This window comes from Corynebacterium sp. (assembly GCF_030532965.1).
Taxonomy (GTDB): Bacteria; Actinomycetota; Actinomycetes; order Mycobacteriales; family Mycobacteriaceae; genus Corynebacterium.
Genome location: NZ_JAUNKC010000003.1, coordinates 12,648 through 30,175, shown reverse-complemented (window position 1 = coordinate 30,175; position 17,528 = coordinate 12,648). Strand labels below are relative to the sequence as shown.

At 53.4% G+C, this 17,528-nt stretch carries 12 protein-coding genes and 1 tRNA gene; 9 read left to right on the top strand and 4 right to left on the bottom strand.

What is annotated here, in order from left to right; translation table 11 throughout:
• Positions 1–51: 51 nt before the first annotated feature.
• The gene (locus Q4D85_RS02320) at positions 52–936 is read right to left on the bottom strand and encodes a hypothetical protein (RefSeq protein ID WP_303197950.1); all 885 of its coding nucleotides are present in this window, start codon (positions 934–936) and stop codon (positions 52–54) included.
• Between the two features lie 85 nt (positions 937–1,021).
• Here Q4D85_RS02320 and Q4D85_RS02315 point away from each other — a divergent pair, with 85 nt between their 5' ends.
• The gene (locus Q4D85_RS02315) at positions 1,022–1,546 is read left to right on the top strand and encodes a M48 family metallopeptidase (protein WP_303197949.1); all 525 of its coding nucleotides are present in this window, start codon (positions 1,022–1,024) and stop codon (positions 1,544–1,546) included.
• Positions 1,547–1,575: 29 nt separating this feature from the next.
• On the opposite strand, the gene Q4D85_RS02310 is transcribed toward Q4D85_RS02315, so the two are convergent.
• Positions 1,576–3,003, bottom strand: coding sequence for a zinc-dependent metalloprotease (locus Q4D85_RS02310; protein ID WP_303197948.1), 1,428 nt, complete (start codon positions 3,001–3,003; stop codon positions 1,576–1,578).
• 753 nt (positions 3,004–3,756) lie between these two features.
• Between Q4D85_RS02310 and Q4D85_RS02305 the strand changes: the two genes are divergently transcribed.
• Positions 3,757–4,809 (top strand): PDZ domain-containing protein, encoded by a 1,053-nt coding sequence (locus Q4D85_RS02305; RefSeq protein ID WP_303197947.1) that lies wholly within the window; start codon positions 3,757–3,759, stop codon positions 4,807–4,809.
• Positions 4,810–4,815: 6 nt separating this feature from the next.
• Here the strand turns inward: Q4D85_RS02305 and Q4D85_RS02300 are convergent, their stop codons facing one another.
• Together Q4D85_RS02300 and Q4D85_RS02295 are read right to left on the bottom strand one after the other, a co-directional pair.
• On the bottom strand, positions 4,816–5,490 hold the full coding sequence (locus Q4D85_RS02300) for a hypothetical protein (protein WP_303197946.1): 675 nt from the start codon (positions 5,488–5,490) through the stop codon (positions 4,816–4,818).
• A 68-nt stretch (positions 5,491–5,558) separates the two neighbouring features.
• Entirely contained in the window at positions 5,559–6,080 is a 522-nt protein-coding gene (locus Q4D85_RS02295; RefSeq protein ID WP_303197945.1) for a PPA1309 family protein, read from the bottom strand.
• Between the two features lie 76 nt (positions 6,081–6,156).
• Between Q4D85_RS02295 and Q4D85_RS02290 the strand changes: the two genes are divergently transcribed.
• The 7 genes from Q4D85_RS02290 to Q4D85_RS02260 all read left to right on the top strand — a co-directional run bounded on the left by Q4D85_RS02290 (position 6,157) and on the right by Q4D85_RS02260 (position 17,463).
• A complete protein-coding gene (locus Q4D85_RS02290) occupies positions 6,157–9,120 on the top strand; it encodes a UPF0182 family protein (protein WP_303197944.1) in 2,964 nt (987 codons plus the stop codon).
• Positions 9,121–9,250: 130 nt separating this feature from the next.
• Positions 9,251–9,324 (top strand) — tRNA-Met (locus Q4D85_RS02285).
• 558 nt (positions 9,325–9,882) lie between these two features.
• Positions 9,883–11,181 carry an MFS transporter gene (locus Q4D85_RS02280; RefSeq protein WP_303197943.1) on the top strand — a complete coding sequence of 433 codons (1,299 nt, stop codon included), beginning with the start codon at positions 9,883–9,885 and terminating at the stop codon, positions 11,179–11,181.
• 54 nt (positions 11,182–11,235) lie between these two features.
• Complete coding sequence (locus tag Q4D85_RS02275; RefSeq protein WP_303197942.1) at positions 11,236–12,237, top strand: hypothetical protein; 1,002 nt, start codon at positions 11,236–11,238, stop codon at positions 12,235–12,237.
• A 2-nt stretch (positions 12,238–12,239) separates the two neighbouring features.
• Positions 12,240–15,140 (top strand): AMP-binding protein, encoded by a 2,901-nt coding sequence (locus Q4D85_RS02270; RefSeq protein WP_303197941.1) that lies wholly within the window; start codon positions 12,240–12,242, stop codon positions 15,138–15,140.
• 95 nt (positions 15,141–15,235) lie between these two features.
• Positions 15,236–16,402: an acetyl-CoA carboxylase biotin carboxylase subunit family protein gene (locus Q4D85_RS02265; protein ID WP_303197940.1), complete on the top strand. Its 1,167-nt coding sequence runs from the start codon at positions 15,236–15,238 to the stop codon at positions 16,400–16,402.
• Positions 16,399–17,463: a GNAT family N-acetyltransferase gene (locus tag Q4D85_RS02260; RefSeq protein WP_303197939.1), complete on the top strand. Its 1,065-nt coding sequence runs from the start codon at positions 16,399–16,401 to the stop codon at positions 17,461–17,463. The genes Q4D85_RS02265 and Q4D85_RS02260 overlap by 4 nt, the downstream gene beginning before the upstream one ends.
• Positions 17,464–17,528: the final 65 nt, after the last annotated feature.

The following is a 17,528-nucleotide window of genomic DNA, read 5'->3' as shown; positions in this document are numbered from 1 at the left end:
GCGCTGGTGGGCACTAGACAGCGGCTGTCTGGCGCAACAGCCAGAATCTCATTACGCCGCCGACCAGCAGGCGGGGCAAATGGGGTGCGAGGCGATAATAAACTCCGAAACGGTTTCCTTATACGGCGAAACCTCAATGACGGTTCCCGGTTCAAGGTCCTTATTCACCACCCCGGGCGCCGGATAGCGCGGTTGGAGCAGCGCCCCCAGCCGGGCCGCCACCGTGTATTCGACAACCGGATTGCGGCGCGGATTCAGCGGCATCTGCACAGACATGGAACGCCATAACGGATCCACGCTACTGCGATACAGCTCCGCGCACTGCACACACGGCCCCACACCGCCGGTGCGGATTGGGCCGATAACACCGGTCGCATCAATCAGCGATACCGGAATCACATCGGGCCAGCGGGCCAACTGCTGCGCTAAGCGCCGCTTGGAGCCCAATTTCCCGGCGGTCACCACTGGAATATCCCAGGGCAGCTGCGAAATGAACCGGGAATCGGAATCACCCTGGAGGGGGCGTCTAACAATGATGCCCATCTCCGTAAGCACTTTGCTCACGGTGTTAGCCAGCGGGGAGGCTCCTAGTACCGCGAGGGTGATCTGCCGCGCCGGGATCAGAACCCCATGGTTGAGCAGGTCATCAATGAGCTGGTCAGTTTTGGGGAATCCCAGCCCGGTCATGGCGATGCGTCGGCGCAGCACCGCCACCGAGGTGGGGCGGATACAGGCGGTGAGTATCGGGCTTAACAGCCGGATGATGCTTGCCCGAGCCTGGAAAATCCCGGCGGTCGTGGCGTCGAGCCCGAATTGCAGCGCGGTGGTATCCCTCGTGAGAATATGCGCCGCAGGGCTTAACATGACCTCTGTCTGGGTGGCCGCTTGCTCTTCGGCCGGTTCGGTGCGGGTTGTGGTTTCTGCCAGTGGTGGCACACTGGCTAACCGTGCTGTGAGTGAAAAGTGGTTTCTTTCTTCCCCCAACATATATTCATGATGGCACACGCTAAGATGTTTTGTCATGCACTCCGAGGAGTTTTCCCCCAAAGTTGAGGTGATTCGTTCACCGCGGCGTCGCAAGTCGATTGCCGCCCGGCTTGTCGACGACCGCATCGAGGTGCGGGTACCAGCAGCCCTTGATCCGGCGGAAGAACGGCGGCTTGTCGACGAGGTGGTGGCGAAACTCAAAGCGAAGAAAACCGCCACGGTGACAAGCGACGCGGAGCTTTTGCAGCGAGCCACGCACCTTAACACAGAAGTTTTGGGTGGCAGGGCCCGGATCGGCTCAATCCGTTGGGTGACCAATCAGAATTTCCGGTGGGGTTCCTGCACGGTTCTCACTGGTGATATTCGGATTTCCCACCGATTGCAGGAAGTGCCCGATTACGTTCTAAACGCGGTGATCGTCCACGAGCTGGTTCATACGTTTATCACCGATGGGCATTCCAAAGACTTTTGGCATTGGGCAGATAAAGTCCCCCAGGCGGAGCGGGCGAAAGGATTTTTGGAAGCCTGGCAGCATTGCTATCAGGCTTCCGCCCGCTGACTGGGGGAGGAAGTCTTCGGCAGTAGACGTTAGTTCGTGCCGTTATCTTCCGAGTTTTCTGACTCGTCTGGTTGAGAAGTGTCCTGGTGTTTCGTGGAGTCATTCGTGCCGGAGGTGGGGTTTTCCTTGTGATCCTGCTCCGGTTGTTGCGCCAGCATTTCTTCCAAGGCGGTGATCTCGGCGATGGGGTCGAAGGTGCTGGTGTCTGAATCATCCAACAGCGTGTCGATAAACTCCGCCGAGTTTTCCAGGTGCTCGGCCGACGGCAGGAAATCGGGGTGATCCCACACTTGGTCGCGTCGTTTAGCGCCGACCGCCACGGTGACGCGGCGCCACAGCTCCGTTGCCTCATTGACCTTTGGAGCGGCGAATTCAATGCCGACGACGGAAGAGAACGCTCGTTCCGCCGAGCCGCCGGTGGCCCGGCGCCGTCGCCAAGCCTCATTCAACTTCGCGGTCGCCGGTACCCGGTCACCCATCGCCTCAGTGACCACTAATTCCACCCAGCCCTCAATCAAAGCCAGGAGGGTTTCAAGCCGAGTGGTGGCACCCTCATTGCGGGACCTGATGGTTGGCTCTAAGTTCATGTCCTGCAATTGCGCCATTGCATCCTGGATGGCGGCGGGATCCTGCGACTCAATATTGAGACTGCGCATGGCTTCCTCCATAGCAGAGGTGTCTATTTCTAAGCCTGCGGCGTATTCCTCAACAGAAGAAACGAGCCGTTCAGTCAGCCACGGAACGTGGCGGAACAGGCGCTGGCGTGCCGCCTCCCGAGCGGCTAGGTAGACCAAAACATCTTGGTGGGAGACTCCCACTTCTTCCGAAATGCGGGCAACCGCCGCCGGCAATAACGCCGTGGTGTGGGCAGGTGCTAATTGAATGCCGAAATCGGAACCGGAAAGCGACTGCACCGCCAGGTCGCCGAGGGCGTTTCCTAATTGCAGCCCGAAGTTCATCGAGGCCATTCGATCCATCATCCCAAGAATCGGCCCCATCATCTCGCGGGCTTCCTCCGGCATGGTGTCAATCTTTGCCTGATTCATGTGCTGGGCAACCGGGGTGACCATGCGCTTCCAGGTGGGGAGGGTATTGCTAAGCCAGTCCTCGGCGTTCCACGCCACAACGGAATTCTCCGAGGCAGGTAAATAGGTGGCGTCGTTAAGCCACAGCTCTACCAAATGGACGGTATCGGTTACCGCCTTTTCCTCGTTGGCGCTGACCGGCGGCGTTTTTCCTATCTGCTGCCTAGCGATACGTTCAGCTACCGCGTAATTGACCGGACCTGCGCCGTCCGGGGAATTCATGGAGGAACCTAAACCGGACAGCATCTGGCCGAACTCATTTAAAACATCGCCGATTCCGCCGTTAAAACCGCCGAAGGGATTGTTATTGTCGCGGTTATTCTCGTCGTCATCGCGGGGGCCAAAACCGAAAGAAAATCCAAAGCTATTCATGACCTAAACGCTACCTACTTCTACCTAGTTCATGCCATTAACGCGGCAACGCTGTTAGCGAACATTCAGAGTTCACCTGGGGTTTTTGCTAGCATCCGGATATGTCACAGGCAGCTGACATCAGATTGTTATCTCGCTGCCAGCACCCGGTGCGGTGCAGCCCGTCGTTGCGGCGGGAAAGCGTGCACCATATCGACAGCAAAACCCGCCACAATGCGATGAAACTTCCTCGCCACGGCGTGGGTGGGGGATGGTATGGGAAGCGAACACCACCACTAACAGCGAACATCACTGACAGGGCGCAACCGCACACTCGACCTTTCTTTTACCGAATGGCTGCAATCCATTCTTTGGCTTCGAATCGGTCGAGTTGAAAATCAGCACCACAATTCTTGGGGTGGAATCTTAAAAGCCAGCGCTTCTAGCGAGCCAAACCCAACTCGACCTATTTACTGCCATAGCGGGATAAACGGGGGCTAAAATCCGCAAAAGTCGAGTTGCAGAGACTTAGCTTTTGCCAGAAATGGGGGCTAGGCCCGAAAAGGCCAGGTTATTAGGCGGTATGGTTTTCGGTGGAGTGAGAATTTCACTGCGGTAGACACAATCGTGGATGGATCGTCACAAGGGGCGGCTTCCCCTTAGGTTCCATGGCGTGCGGCGCGCCGGGCTGCAAGGGTGGGGCAGCGTTCTAAGTCGGTTTCCTGAGTCGGCGGCTTGAAGTCGTGGTGGGGGCGTACGGTACGCTAGTTATTCGTGAATCGACGTATCCGAACCCTGGTCTTTGGTGCCGTTCCGGTGCTAGCGCTGTTATTAGCGGTAAATACAGCCACTATCCCCGGCACTAATATTTCCGTGACCGTGCCGTATGCGGCGGAGGGGCAAGGCCCAACGTTTAATACCTTGGGGGAGATCGACGGAGTGAAAGTGGTGGATATTACCGGCACCGAGGTTGATGAAACCGCCGGTAAGTTGAACATGACGACGGTGTCGGTGCGTACCAATATGACGGTCATGCAGGCAGCAAGCCGGTGGCTATTGAGCGGTGATAACCTCATCCCGATTGAGCAGGTTATTCCGCAGGACAAGTCGGAAGATGAAGTAAACGAGCTTAATCAGCAGGCGTTTTTGGTATCGGAATCGGCGGCAACCACGGCGGCGTTGCGGTATTTGGATAAGCCATTGGAAGTTGAGGTCGCCAGTATCGTGGCCGATTCCCCAGCCCATGAGGTGATGGAAGTCGGCGACCGCATCATTGCCATTGGGGGCACTGACGTGAAAAGCGGGGGACACGCGCAGGAATTGGTTCGCAAGAAGCGTCCCGGTGATGTGGTTGAGGTGAGCTTTGTGCGCGACGATAAGCGCATGGAGGCGGAGGTTATTTTGGCGACGCACCCAGATGACCCGACGATGCCGCTTTTGGGGATTTCGATGGTGACGGTTCCGGCTGAGGACATCACCGTGGAATACAATCTGGACGATATTGGTGGTCCGTCGGCAGGCATGATTTTTGCGCTAGCGGTGGTGGATAAACTCTCGCCCGGCAAACTCAATGGTGGGAAGTTCGTGGCCGGCACCGGCACGATCGACGATAACGGGACGGTGGGGTACATCGGTGGCGTCGTGCATAAGGCCAAGGCGGCTGCGGATAGCGGCGCGGAATTATTCCTCGCCCCCCGGTCCAATTGCGGGGAACTGCGTGGAAAGAACTTTGGCACCATGACGGTTGCCGCGGTGGACACGCTGGAGGAGGCGATCGCCCAAATGGATAACTTCGCCGCAGGGAAAGACGTGGAGGGCTGCCGCTAGTCGGGGTTAGTTCTTAGCGTCGGTGGGCTCGGCATCCGTGCTGCTTTTCGACGCCGCCTGATCCGTATTTTCCACCAGTCCGAGCTCATGAATGCGCTTGGTGGGGTCGATCTCGTCGGTCGAGACCATTTGCTGCATCACCAACCCCTCTTCGTTGTCCACGACGGTGATAATAGCCGTGTTCCCTAACGTCGACCAGCCCACCACAAACCGCCCGGTGTCTTTAATCACCCGGGAATTGCGCAATCCGGTGAGCAATTGGGTAGTGGACGCGGCCTTGGCGTCTGAGGCAAAGAACTGGAATTGGCCCACGTCTTTGCCCGTGCAGGCCATGGAATTCTCCACGCCATTTGGGTCACAGGTGTCAAACTGGGCGAACAGTGAATCGGGGGCCAGGGTACCGAAGGTTTTCTGGGTTTCGGCCACCGTGGCGTTAACCGCCGCCCGCGAACTGGAACTGGACGGGGCTAAAGTTTCGTCGCTGGACGTCTGTGTCGTCGACAAGCTAGTCGGCTGACTCGTTGCGGTTGCCGACGTCGCTGACACCGCCACGGGCGTGGTGGCCGTCGAACTGGCCTGCGATGAGTCCTGGGAAGAACATGCCGAAAGCACAATGGCTGAAGTCACCGCTACCAGCGCGACAGAAAGGCGCGGGGAACCGGCGCGAAACGAAAGTGTCATGTGCATAGCATCCTTATAAAAGTTCTTCCAATTACTGCTCACCCCAAGTGTATGCAAGGAAGATTATTCTACTCAAAAGTGGCCTTGAGTGCCGCAATAACCCCAGGTGCAATGCCCGGCCCGCCGCGCAGTTCAATATCGTCCTCGGCAAATGGGCCCTTCTTGGCCAATTCTTCCTCGGTGGGGCGCAACTGCAATAACGTCAACTCGGCATCGCTGCGCAAAACGCCGCTAAACAACCGTGCGGCCCGCGGCACCCCGGTGGGGTCGGCGGCATCGCTAAACATGATCTCCTGAGCCAAAATCGCCCCGACCACTTCATCCGGCCATACAACCCGCGAAATATAGTCGCCTAATTCGTCCGAACCCGGCAGGATCGAATCGGGAAGTTCGTCCTGCACAACCAGGGCGAGGGGGGATTGTTCGATTTCGGCGTCGTCGATGACATCCACCAGCAATCTGGCCGGGACTAACCCAAAAAGAGTGGGCGGCGCGTCCCAGCCTTCCGCGTGGATGAAGTCAACGGCCTCGCGCATTGCCTTATTTAATGCTTGGGGCATGGATTCCCGGTCGTGGTTTTGGCTCGTCATTGCTCACTGTCCTTCCCAGATATAAGTCGGTAAAGTAGGAGACTACCTGTGATTAACCCCAACAACGAAAAAGGAGATGGCGTTGGCTACTGGCCTAACTCCACCAACCCCACAAGTTGGTCGACCACCGCGACTGGTATCGATCATTGTGTTGGTTTTGTTCATTCTAGGCACTATCGTCCCCACACTTATCAGTTTCTATACTGACTTATTGTGGTTCGGCGAAGTGGACTTTAGGGGGGTGTTTAACAAAGTAATCCTGACCCGCATCGCGCTCTTTGTCGGTTTCGGACTGATCTCCGCGCTTGTCGTGTGGATCGCAGCCACCATCACCCTGCGGGGTCGGCCGTCCGAGGAATCCCGGATGTTCGAGCTTGATCGGCAAATGTACGAGTACCGCAAGCAGCTCGATCGCACCACCCGAAAGGTCTTGCAGTTCTTACCCCTCATCGTCGGCGTGGTTGCTGGTTTCCTCGGCCAACGAAGCTGGCGGGTAGTACAGCTGTTCTTAAACCGCCAAGATTTCGGAATGACCGACCAACAATTCGGCGTGGACTACGGCTTCTATGCGTTTACCCTGCCGATGATTCGGCTCGTGGTGGGCACCTTATCGACGCTTTTGGTTCTGGCGTTCATCATCGCGCTCATTGGTCACTATCTCCTCGGCAATATCACGGCTGGTAATGCGGCCGCCGGTCAGAAATCCCGCATCGCTCGCTACGCCCAGATCCAACTCGCGGTAACCGCCGGTATCTGGATGTTGCTGAAGGCAGTGGGGTATTGGTTGGACCGCTACGATCTGCTGCTGAACCGGCACGAGACTTTCGTCGGTGCCTCCTACACCGATATTCATGCGGTGCTTCCTGCCAAGTTGATTCTGCTGTTCATCGCCATCTTGGTTGCGGTTAGCTTCTTCAGTGTTATCTTCCTGAAAGACTTGCGGATTCCTGCGCTGACCACCGTTTTGATGGTGCTGTCCTCGCTTGTGATCGGAAACGCCTGGCCGATCATGATGGAACGGTTCTCGGTTCAGCCCAACCGCGCGGAGAAGGAAAGTGAATACATCTCCCGCAATATTGAGGCAACCCGCTTCGCCTACGGCTTGACCGATGAAAACGTCACCTACCAGGAAAACTGGGGTGCCAAAGGGGCAAGTAAAGATGCGGTAGCCTCCGACGTTGCTACGGTTTCCAATATCCGCCTGCTTGATCCGGAGATCATCTCGCCAACCTTCACCCAGCTGCAACAGCTGAAAAACTTCTATGGTTTCCCGGCATCGCTGGCGATGGACCGCTACGAGATCGACGGCGAACTGCGCGACTTCGTGGTTGCCGCCCGTGAAATCAATCCCAATTCGCTGCGGGAAAACCAGCAAAACTGGATTAACCGGCACACCGTCTACACCCACGGCAATGGGTTCGTGGCGGCCCAGGCTAACCAGGTGGATGAAGTAGCCCGCGACGTCGGTTCCGCCCGTGGTGGCTATCCAGTCTTTACGGTTTCCGATCTGCAGACCACCGACGAGGACGCAAAGAAACTCGGCATCGTGGTCAAAGAACCACGCGTCTACTTCGGCCCGCTGATCTCTTCTGCCGAGGATGGCAAGGATTACGCCGTGGTTGGTTCCGATAACGGAAATTCGGTGGAATACGATACCGACTCCTCCACCTACACCTATGCCGGTAAAGGTGGCGTCGACATCGGTAACTTCTTCAATCGCGCAGCGTTCGCCGCCCGGTACCAGGAACTCAACCTCATCCTTTCCGAGCGGGTAAATTCCAAGTCGAAGATCCTGTTTGAACGTGACCCACGTACCCGGGTGCACAAAGTCGCCCCGTGGCTGACCACCGATTCCACCACCTACCCGGCGGTTATCGATGGCCGAATCAAGTGGATCGTCGACGGCTATACCACGCTAGGTAGCCTGCCGTACGCATCCCGTACCAGCCTGACCGCCGCCACCAACGACACCTCCGGTGATGTTGGTTCCGCTCAGCGTCCGCTGGTTACCGACGAAGTCGGCTACATCCGAAATTCGGTGAAGGCAGTCGTGGATGCTTACGACGGTTCCGTGGAGCTCTATCAGTTTGATAAACAAGACCCGGTTCTGAAGGCATGGATGGGCGTTTTCCCCGACACCGTCAAGCCAAAGGAAGAAATCTCCACCGAGCTGATGGACCACATCCGCTACCCGCAGGATATGTTCAAGGTGCAGCGCGCCATTTTGGCCCGCTACCATGTGGATGAGGCACGCGACTTCTTCACCAACGACCGGTTCTGGTCTGTTCCGGATGATCCGTCCGCCGATGAAAGCAATCGGGCTGCACAGCCGCCGTTCTACGTTGTTGCCGCCGACCCGGAATCCGGCAAGCCGTCGTTCCAGCTCATCACCCCGTTCCGTGGTCTTAACCGCCAGTACTTGGCTGCCCACATGTCGGTGAGCTCCGACCCGCAGACCTACGGCAAGATCACGGTTAGGGTTCTGCCGACCGACACCCTGACCCAGGGGCCGCAACAGGCGCAGGACACCATGATCTCCTCCGACCAGGTTGCCCGCGACCAGACCTTGTGGAAGGCCACAACGGATTTGAAGAACGGCAACCTCCTGACCCTGCCGGTCGGTGGCGGCGAAATCCTCTACGTGGAGCCGATCTACTCCAAGCGCAAAGGCCAAGAGTCGGCGTTCCCGAAGCTGCTGCGCGTACTGGTCTCCTACAAGGGACAAGTTGGCTACGCACCAACAGTTTCTGAGGCACTAGCCCAGGTTGGTATCGATCCGCGTGCCGCCCAGGACTTGGCGGAGGCGGAAGGAATCACCACCGCTCCGACCGAATCTGATAGCGCGCCAACTGATGGGGAGCAACAACAAGACGTTCCGACCCCACCAGCAGCTGCGGCAAATGAAGCTGAGGCCATCAAGGGAATTAACGAAGCCCTGGATAAGCTACGCGATGCCCGCAGCGGCACCCATGAGGAATACGGCAAGGCATTGGATGCGTTGGATAAGGCAGTTGAGGATTACCAAAAGATTGCCAAGTAACTAACACCCCAGCGAAATCCCCGGCATAAAACCCACAACAATGGGTTTATATGCTGGGGATTTGTGCTTTAACTGCAAGCTGGGTAAAGTAATCACCCGTTGCAAGGAACGCATGTTCTTCGCTTCACGGCGCGGGGTGGAGCAGCTCGGTAGCTCGCTGGGCTCATAACCCAGAGGTCGCAGGTTCGAATCCTGTCCCCGCTACTAAAACCAGGGGCCGTCTCGAAAGAGATGGCCCCTTTGCTTATCTGTGGGCTGTCCTTAAAGGTGCGTTAACGGATAAAAAGTGTCCAGTCAATGTCTTAGTGTCCCGGCGCTGGTGGTTGTATTCTTTTATTGTCCCTGGACCAACCGTGCACCGGGGTTGGTTGTAGGAAAAGAATGATTTAACTAAACGCCAAAGCATATTTCAATGCCAACCCACGGTCTTTCTGACGTCACCACTGTTGTATATGGTTCGGAAGCATATACAACGCCACGTTAACCCCGCTAAACTGTGTTCACGCTCGGAAACGGACACACTTTCAGTCAAGCGCGGGGAGGTTCCATGCATTGAATCGTATAAGTTTCTTGATTCATCTTTCGCCTGTCCTGAAGCTTTGCCCCAGGACGAGCATGGAACTAGGAGGATCAGCTCTAAAATGCCCACACGTAACAATACTTGAACTTCATTTATCAGAATTGACTTGCATATCACAATCGGAAATAATTGTATTTTCCGTCACGTATTAGCAATTCTTAGACTAGGTGGAAGGGAGGGAAATGCGTAGCCAGAGAGCACTTTTCGTACAACCAAATCGCACTATTGGCGTATTTAAGCTTGCAAAGCCTTCGAACTGGCCTAATGGAGAGGCTTCTCATTTTGCTGTTACCAATTTGTTGGCTTCAACTTCCGCTGGTCTCGTTATTGCGACGATGGTTTTATTTTTCAACACCAACCATGGATTTGATATTGCAAGTCTCACGCGGGCAGCGAGCATTGGTAGTTTTACCGGGTTGGCCGCAATTCCCATTATTGGCAGACTTGCCCGAATTTTCAGTTCCCAAACGGTGTACACGTACGCCCTGCTGATTCAATCAATAGTACTTATCGGTTGGCAGTTGACTTTCGGCATGGTGATAGGAACAAGCGTTATTATCGCTTTTTCGCTTTGTACTGCGGCTATTGGTGCAACAGTCGGTGGGCTAATCGCAGAAATGGAGATCCCAACTGGTGCACTAGCTACGACACGTGCGGCACTCCGCACTATCTCTAACATTGGAATTGGCCTGGGTGGCCTATTAGCAGCTCTATTTTTAAAGATTAGTTCTTACGGCGCAAGAGCCTCAATACTGCTAGCAAGCTTTTTCACTTTTCTTGCTTTCCTTAGCATGATCCGGCAGCTGGTTCGAGCGTCGCGTTCGAGATCTCGTACAACGCTCAGCGATCTGTCTGGCAAAACGCATGTGCGTAAATCCATAACTTCGAACAATGCCAATCCGTATCGTGATGCCCGATATGTTGGGTTATTTGTGACTAATGGACTTTTGTCCACACATACAGATGTGCTCACATACGTGATACCGGCGGTAGTGCTTCTGAAGTTTTCGGATAAAATGAGTCTCGTTGGGCTTGCTGCGGCCATTAACGCGTGCATTGTTATCCTATTTCAATTACGCAACACTGAACGGGCAGCGAAACTAAGCCCTACCGTGGTGACAACGGTGGCAACTATGGCCACTGTGACAATGACTGTTCTGCTAGCTGGAAGTAGTCACTTTGGCGAATTACTTGCTCTGGTATGTCTTCTTGGCAGTGTAATTGCCCTCACGGTCGGTGAACTCTGGCAGTCCAGCGCAGAATTTCACATTTCCTATGCTGCAGCACCAGAAAACAATCATCAGGAATACCAGGCTGCATATGCTTTTGGGCGAACTCTTGCTCGTTCAATTGCACCGGTTTGCCTCGGCTGGATTGTAACTTTTGGACACAGTGGTTGGCTGCTTCTTGGTACCGTGTATCTTGTTGCCGGAATTGTGCAAATCACTTTAGCGTCCAATATGGAAAGCAAAACCAGCTAACACTGATTCAAGTTAAATAATTATCCGAGTAACTGATAAAAAAGGAGACCTGGCATGACGACTACATGGTCTATCAAAACTGCTTTCACTTTCACCGATGACGAACAAAAATCCCTCGCGCATTCCTTCGAAAGTATTTCGGCAAATCCTTACCGTCAATACGAAGCATTCCGTTTTCAAATCGGTCGACTTATAACCGATGATTTAATCCCTCAACGTTTCATGGATTTTATATCCGATTTACCTCGTTGGGATAGAGATGCTGACCCAGTTTTTGTTGTGGACAATATTCCTGTCGACGATGTTCCTCTGCTGGACTTTTCGGATCCGGTCAACGATAAGCGCGCCCGTAAGAACTCTTTCTATTCGGAGAGCTTTCTTGAATTGTTTGCTCAATTAGCGGCGACTCCGGCGATTTCTTACCTGAACGTCAATGGCGGCGATGTATTCCAGGATATTCACCCAAAGCAAGAGCTACAGAACACACAATCCCAAAAAGCGCTTACTGAAATATACTTCCATAAGGATCTGGCGAACCATTTCGTTCGCCCAAACCAAGTTTATATGGTGGGTGTGCGAAATGATCCGATGAACAAGGTCTATACGAGCTTCACACGCAATATCGACGTTCTTCAGGAGTTTACTGAGGAAGAAATCGAAATCCTACGCTCACATGAGTTCGCAACGCCATATGACGATTTGACTGTTAAAGACGGCTCGCTTCAGCTTGGAGAAGCCCCTAGGCACCCAGTACTTAGTGAGGTAACAAACCTACGCTATTTCGAGAATCGAACAGTAGGAGTGACAGAACGAGCGCAGGCGCTCATCCCACGCATCAATGAAGCTCTCCATTCGAATAAGCAGCGGCTCTTTGTTGCCCCAGGCCAGTTTGTTGCGACATATAATAATCACACAATCCATGCAAAGGAGATAATTGAAGTTCTCTCTGGTGAATCTTTAAAGCACCGGTGGATCATGAAGACGGTGAACGTGGATAACTTGGCACCGCATGCAAAACACTTCATGCCGGGTACCAACTATCTGGTCATGGGTTAGATATGCAGTCTTCGTATACGAATTCGTGTCCTAGGGAAGTTATCGATCACATTCAAAGCTGGAACAGTAATGATCCTGCGGCACCTGCAATTGTTGTACGAGACAAAGATCTGCGCACCGAGATTTCACGCAAAGAACTAGGGGATGCGGTCACAAAACTTGCAGCTAGGCTTGAGGATGCGTGTCCATCAGGCGGGCTTGTAGCCATTGCAGGACAGCACGACCGGCCTACCGCAGAGACTGTAGTAGCGCTACTTGCTTGTCTTCAATCCGGGCTCGATTTTGCTCTATGCACACACTTCCACGTGCCTCAGATTCTAGAACAAACCGGTGTTTCTGCAGTCCTTGCAACTGATTCAAGCCCAAAAAAGCCTTGCAGTTGGGCGGCTCTCGATGTTCAGGTAGTTGGTCCCCATCCCAATGCAGCTCTTTCTCGCATAAATGCCGTATCTAACTATGTGGTGTTTAGCTCCGGAACTACAGGAAAACCTAAAGGAATCATTGGTTCTGGTATAGGTTTAAATGAATTCATTAACTGGCAGGTAGACACTTTTGCAATCACGGATCGCGATCGATGTGCTTGCTTAACGCCACCAACATTTGATGTATTTTTACGCGATGCACTTACTCCACTGGCAGCTGGTGCAACACTCGTGTTACCTAGCGAAGAAGATTGCCGTAATCCAGCAACACTTTTCCTTGACGAGGATATTACTGTCTGCCACGTGGTGCCGAGCCTCGCGATGCGCTGGCTAAGACGCGCACATGGTTGTTCTCAGACACTTCGGCTTGTGTTTTTCGCGGGCGAACCGCTTTATCTACAACACATCACCGCGTTAAAAACATTTGCCCCACATGCAAAGGTGATCAATCTTTACGGCCCAAGCGAAACGACCCTTGCGAAGTTCTTCTTTGATGCAACGGAATGGGAAGGCCTTGGCGTTTGTCCAGTTGGAAACCCGCTTCCCGGCACACAGTTCACACTTCGTGAGGGTGAAGTCCATATCAGTCCTAGTTTTGTACTTAATGGTTATCTGAACCGCGAGGATTCTTCCTTCTACCAGGAAGGGGGTCGGTGGTGGTTTGCCACTGGCGATTTAGGTAGGGATACCGACCATGGACTTGTCATCGAAGGACGTACTGACCAACAAGTCAAGGTTGCAGGTGTCCGGGTGAACACGACTGAGGTGGCTGCGGTGATTGCCAGCTGTGCAGGTGTCGAAAACGCAACTGTCTTAGCCGTGGAGGAGGAGTTGGGAACTACCCTGGCCGCTTTTGCGCAGAGCGCCACCAGAAACGCCTCAGAACTTTTTGGTGAACTGGCGAATCTGCTGCCAACTACGCACGTGCCTGCACGGTTACTAGTGCTCGAGGAGTTGCCGCTCAATTATCGAGGAAAGCTTGATCGTACGGCACTGCGAAAGATTCTGCATGACGACGCTGATGTGCTTCACAATTCTAGTAACACTGAAAGTCCGTTGCTTCGTCAAATCTGTGACTGTGCAGCTGAGGCTCTTGGGATTAAAATTGGCCCAAGTGAAGATTTCTTCGCTGCAGGCGGCACTTCGTTAGAGGCTGCTGTGTGGGCAACGAAACTAGCTGCTGTCGGGGTGAACGTCAGTATGCGTACTCTTTTTGAGTTACGCACTCCACATGCCGTTGCGGTATCTGTAGAACACACTCCTTCTTTAGAAAACACGCAACACAACCTGTCATCAACACGACCGAGAGCACCAGAGTTTCAGGATTTTTCAGGAACGCTGCCAATGACTGCCAGACAGCGCCGCTACGCACGAGTGTATCTACCGAATGGAAATCGTAACTGGGCAAACATGACCACGGCGGTCCCGCTTCCACCGGAATTAAGGGACGATTTGGAGACTGCTTTAAAGGTAGCGACACAAACAGTTCACACTCTTGTGTCCCGGCACGACAGTCTGCGGTGCACCATCGACACCACGCAAGGGCTGCAACATTTTCGATCAGAGCAAGAGTGTGTACTTCCGCCGATCAAGCACCTCCACAAAGCTGAATGGGATCAGCAACTCGGTGAACCTATCCCCGTTGAACAGTATCCACCCCATCGTTGGGCTTTGGTAGATGGACAATTATGTTGGGTTATCCACCACCTTTTTTGCGACGGGCACAGTCAGTCGGTGCTACGCAAAGAGGCGACGGATTTGCTGCAGGAAAAGCAATTAGCTGAACCTACAGCTTTAACCTACGCAGAGTTTACCAACCTTGAACCACGTACGGTTTCCCAAGCCTGGTGGGAACAACAGCTTGCAGATCCGCCTGAGCTGCCTATTGTGATGGAGTCCACCAGGGACGATTCAGGAGCATGGAAAGCAGTATGCCCAATTCCGGCAGAACTGGTACAAGCTAGTCGGGTTCGTGGTATCACGCCTTTCCAGGGGGTGATGTTGGGGATGTTTCGTGAGTTCATGTCACGTACTGGTCGTACGGATTTCTTAATCGGTACTCCTGGTCTTGGGCGCACCGTTAGTGGAGTTGCGGAAACCGTTGGCAACTTCATCAGCTTGGTGCTCGTGCGTTTGCGTGCGGACGAAGTCACCCCAGCTGTGCTGCAAGATCGTTTGCTCGGAGCCTTAGAAAACCAGGATTATCAATATGACCAGGTTATGGATGATTTGGGTCAGCCCACAAGTGAGGATCGCTTTCCCATCACTGGGTTTTTTGCTTCACACATGGAAGTAGCTTCGTCACCGGTTCCAGGTGTCACCACTATGGAGGTCGATGTGAAATTTGATGCTATGGCCTACGTCTTGCGATGTGGGCCTGACTATTTCCTGGAAATTCAAGCTCGCAGAAGTATTTTTAGTGACCAAGAGATGAATGACCTTCTTGCCGAAGTGCTCACGCACTGGGAGAAACAATGCTAAGACCAAGCTCTCGTTCAAATATTGCCGATTCACAGGTAATAAGTGATGAACCAGTTGCCATCATCATGTCAGCCGCTAGAAGCGTGTCGCCGCAGATGCACGAAGCTTTCCCCAACGCGCACGTCATTACAGATGGTGATCCTGCGGTAGTTGGTCGGGTAACCGGTTCGGATATCGTTCACCCAGGTACCCAAGTCTCCGGCATGCAGGCTTTTTCCGCCGTACTTAAAGCTGCCCGTGCTGCAAAAGTACGTGCAGTAATTACACCGTTCGAGACCGGTCTTCCAGCTGGCGCCTTTGTGCGCACTCTCCTTGGACTTCCCGGTACAGGGATGGAAGCGGCGATACGCTCCACCAACAAGTATGTGATGAAACAGTGCTTCAGTGCAGCCGGAATTCGTACTGCTAATTTTGTGCGTGTTGAAAATCAGCAGCAACTAACGCTTGCAAGACAACGCTTGAACGACGAGGTCGTCATCAAACCATTGTTCGGTGGTGGAAGTGCTGGTGTAACCAGGCTTGTGCCTGGTATACCAGCCGAAGAAATAGAGTTTCCTATCCTATGCGAACAAGCATTGAGGGTGGAGGCTGAGTTTCACATGGATGGCGTGATTAATGACGGCACGGTGATGTTTGCTGTTGCATCGCAGTATGGGGAACCAATGCTTAGTAGTGCGAAGGCAATGCGCACCTATTCCTCGCGAATTCTCGATCAGGGAAGCGACATTGCACAAGCTTGCCTACGCCTTTCGGAAGAGGCGGTCGAAGCTGTGCGCCTTAGAACCGGTGTATTCCACGCAGAAGCTTTGCTTACCACCGATGGTCTATATTTGGGGGAGATAGCTTGTCGCCCTGCAGGTGGGGGCATCCCCCTTGCCTTGGAATTATCCAGTGGAATTAATGTCACCCGTTACTCTTGGGCAGCAGACTGCGGACATGAAGCAGCGGTCGACATTCCATCTGTAGTGAAAAACATTTGGCATGTGGCGTTACCGGAAGGCCTTACCAGCACCCAGCGGCAACGCCTATCTGGCATCCCCGGTCACCTTTGTACAACCACTCCACTTGAAGTAAAACCGCTCATTCCACCTCAAAAAGAAACACAGTTGGACGTACACAAGGACCCTTCCCAAGGGGTAGTTCAACGAGAAACGAAAAAAGTGTTTTATTCCGCAACAAATGCAGGGTGCACGTATTTTGATGTGGACCTTAATCAAGATGCACCAACACAGGTTCGTATTCTTCTGGAGCAGTCGCTATGATCCGCAGTTATAAAAGTGCTGGACAGGTTCCAGGTTGGGCGGAAGCCTCTAACACTAAGGGAGGCTTCTATTTGAGCCCTTGCTGGCTCGAATCCGCTGACTCTGACGGTGTTTCCACACCGGCATACTTTCACGACACGGAAAATGCACCTTCAGTATTCCTTGCGGCACACTACAGTCCCGAAGAAAACAATAGTTTTTATCATCCTGGTTTGATTTTGGGGGGACGTCGAGGATATTTATCACCGTTGTTGGGAAACCCAAGTGATGATTCACTCCGCGTAATCGTCGATCACGCCTGCAAGCATTTTAATACACTTCAGTATACGTGGCCTTACCTGCCACCTGCTGATGCCGTACGAGTCCATGCAGCATTGGGTGGCAATCTTTCTTTTGCAGGCGCACATTGCCTGATCGATGTTGATGATTGTTCGAGCCTGGACGACTTTATTTCGAGATTTGATTCGAAGCAACGCCGTACAAACGCCCGACGAGAGCTTCGACGTTTTCAAGAATCCAATCTCAGCCTAAGACGGTGTACGCTTGGCGAACCACCTGCAACTCCCGAAGTTCTCGGCCCGCTGTTAGGGCAGGTGCAGCGCGGATACGGTCATGATCACAGTGACAGTGTTTTAACGGATCTTCTTCGCAGACAACGCGATAGCCTTGGGGAAGATTCGGTTGTATTTCTAGCCACCGATGAATACGGTGTTTGTGCTTTTAGCCTTTGCTTTCGATATGGAGATAGTCTTTACGTTCGTCTTGTCGGTTTTGATCGTAGTCGTATCCAAAACGCGGGTGCTTATGGGGTTCTAGCAATTTACGAACCAGTCGATTTCGCAATTGAAGAAGGGCTTGACACAGTCTATCTCGGCATGGAGTCGTTTGAAGCTAAAGTTCGACGCGGGGCACGGGTTGAATCTTTGTGGACAGTTTCTCCCCAACCAATAGCTGCAGTTGATATTAGCCGTATCTTAGGGGAGTTACCTGCCCGTGAAGCTTCTATGCTGGAGCAAGTTGTTGCAAAAGTTACGACCAACGAGAATTTTTTGCCCGAATAATTCTCCAACTAAGTCAGAAATTGCATGGACTTTAGTTAAGCGGTGAGAAAACTAACGTATGTGCC

Excerpts from the sequence above, each read along its gene's own strand:
- Q4D85_RS02295 (WP_303197945.1), bottom strand. The coding sequence starts at position 6,080 with ATGACGAGCCAAAACCACGACCGGGAATCCATGCCCCAAGCATTAAAT.
- Q4D85_RS02260 (WP_303197939.1), top strand. The coding sequence starts at position 16,399 with ATGATCCGCAGTTATAAAAGTGCTGGACAGGTTCCAGGTTGGGCGGAA.
- Q4D85_RS02275 (WP_303197942.1), top strand. The coding sequence starts at position 11,236 with ATGACGACTACATGGTCTATCAAAACTGCTTTCACTTTCACCGATGAC.
- Q4D85_RS02265 (WP_303197940.1), top strand. The coding sequence starts at position 15,236 with ATGCACGAAGCTTTCCCCAACGCGCACGTCATTACAGATGGTGATCCT.
- Q4D85_RS02290 (WP_303197944.1), top strand. The coding sequence starts at position 6,157 with ATGGCGTTGGCTACTGGCCTAACTCCACCAACCCCACAAGTTGGTCGA.
- Q4D85_RS02300 (WP_303197946.1), bottom strand. The coding sequence starts at position 5,490 with ATGACACTTTCGTTTCGCGCCGGTTCCCCGCGCCTTTCTGTCGCGCTG.
- Q4D85_RS02280 (WP_303197943.1), top strand. The coding sequence starts at position 9,883 with ATGCGTAGCCAGAGAGCACTTTTCGTACAACCAAATCGCACTATTGGC.
- Q4D85_RS02315 (WP_303197949.1), top strand. The coding sequence starts at position 1,022 with ATGCACTCCGAGGAGTTTTCCCCCAAAGTTGAGGTGATTCGTTCACCG.
- Q4D85_RS02270 (WP_303197941.1), top strand. The coding sequence starts at position 12,240 with ATGCAGTCTTCGTATACGAATTCGTGTCCTAGGGAAGTTATCGATCAC.
- Q4D85_RS02310 (WP_303197948.1), bottom strand. The coding sequence starts at position 3,003 with ATGAATAGCTTTGGATTTTCTTTCGGTTTTGGCCCCCGCGATGACGAC.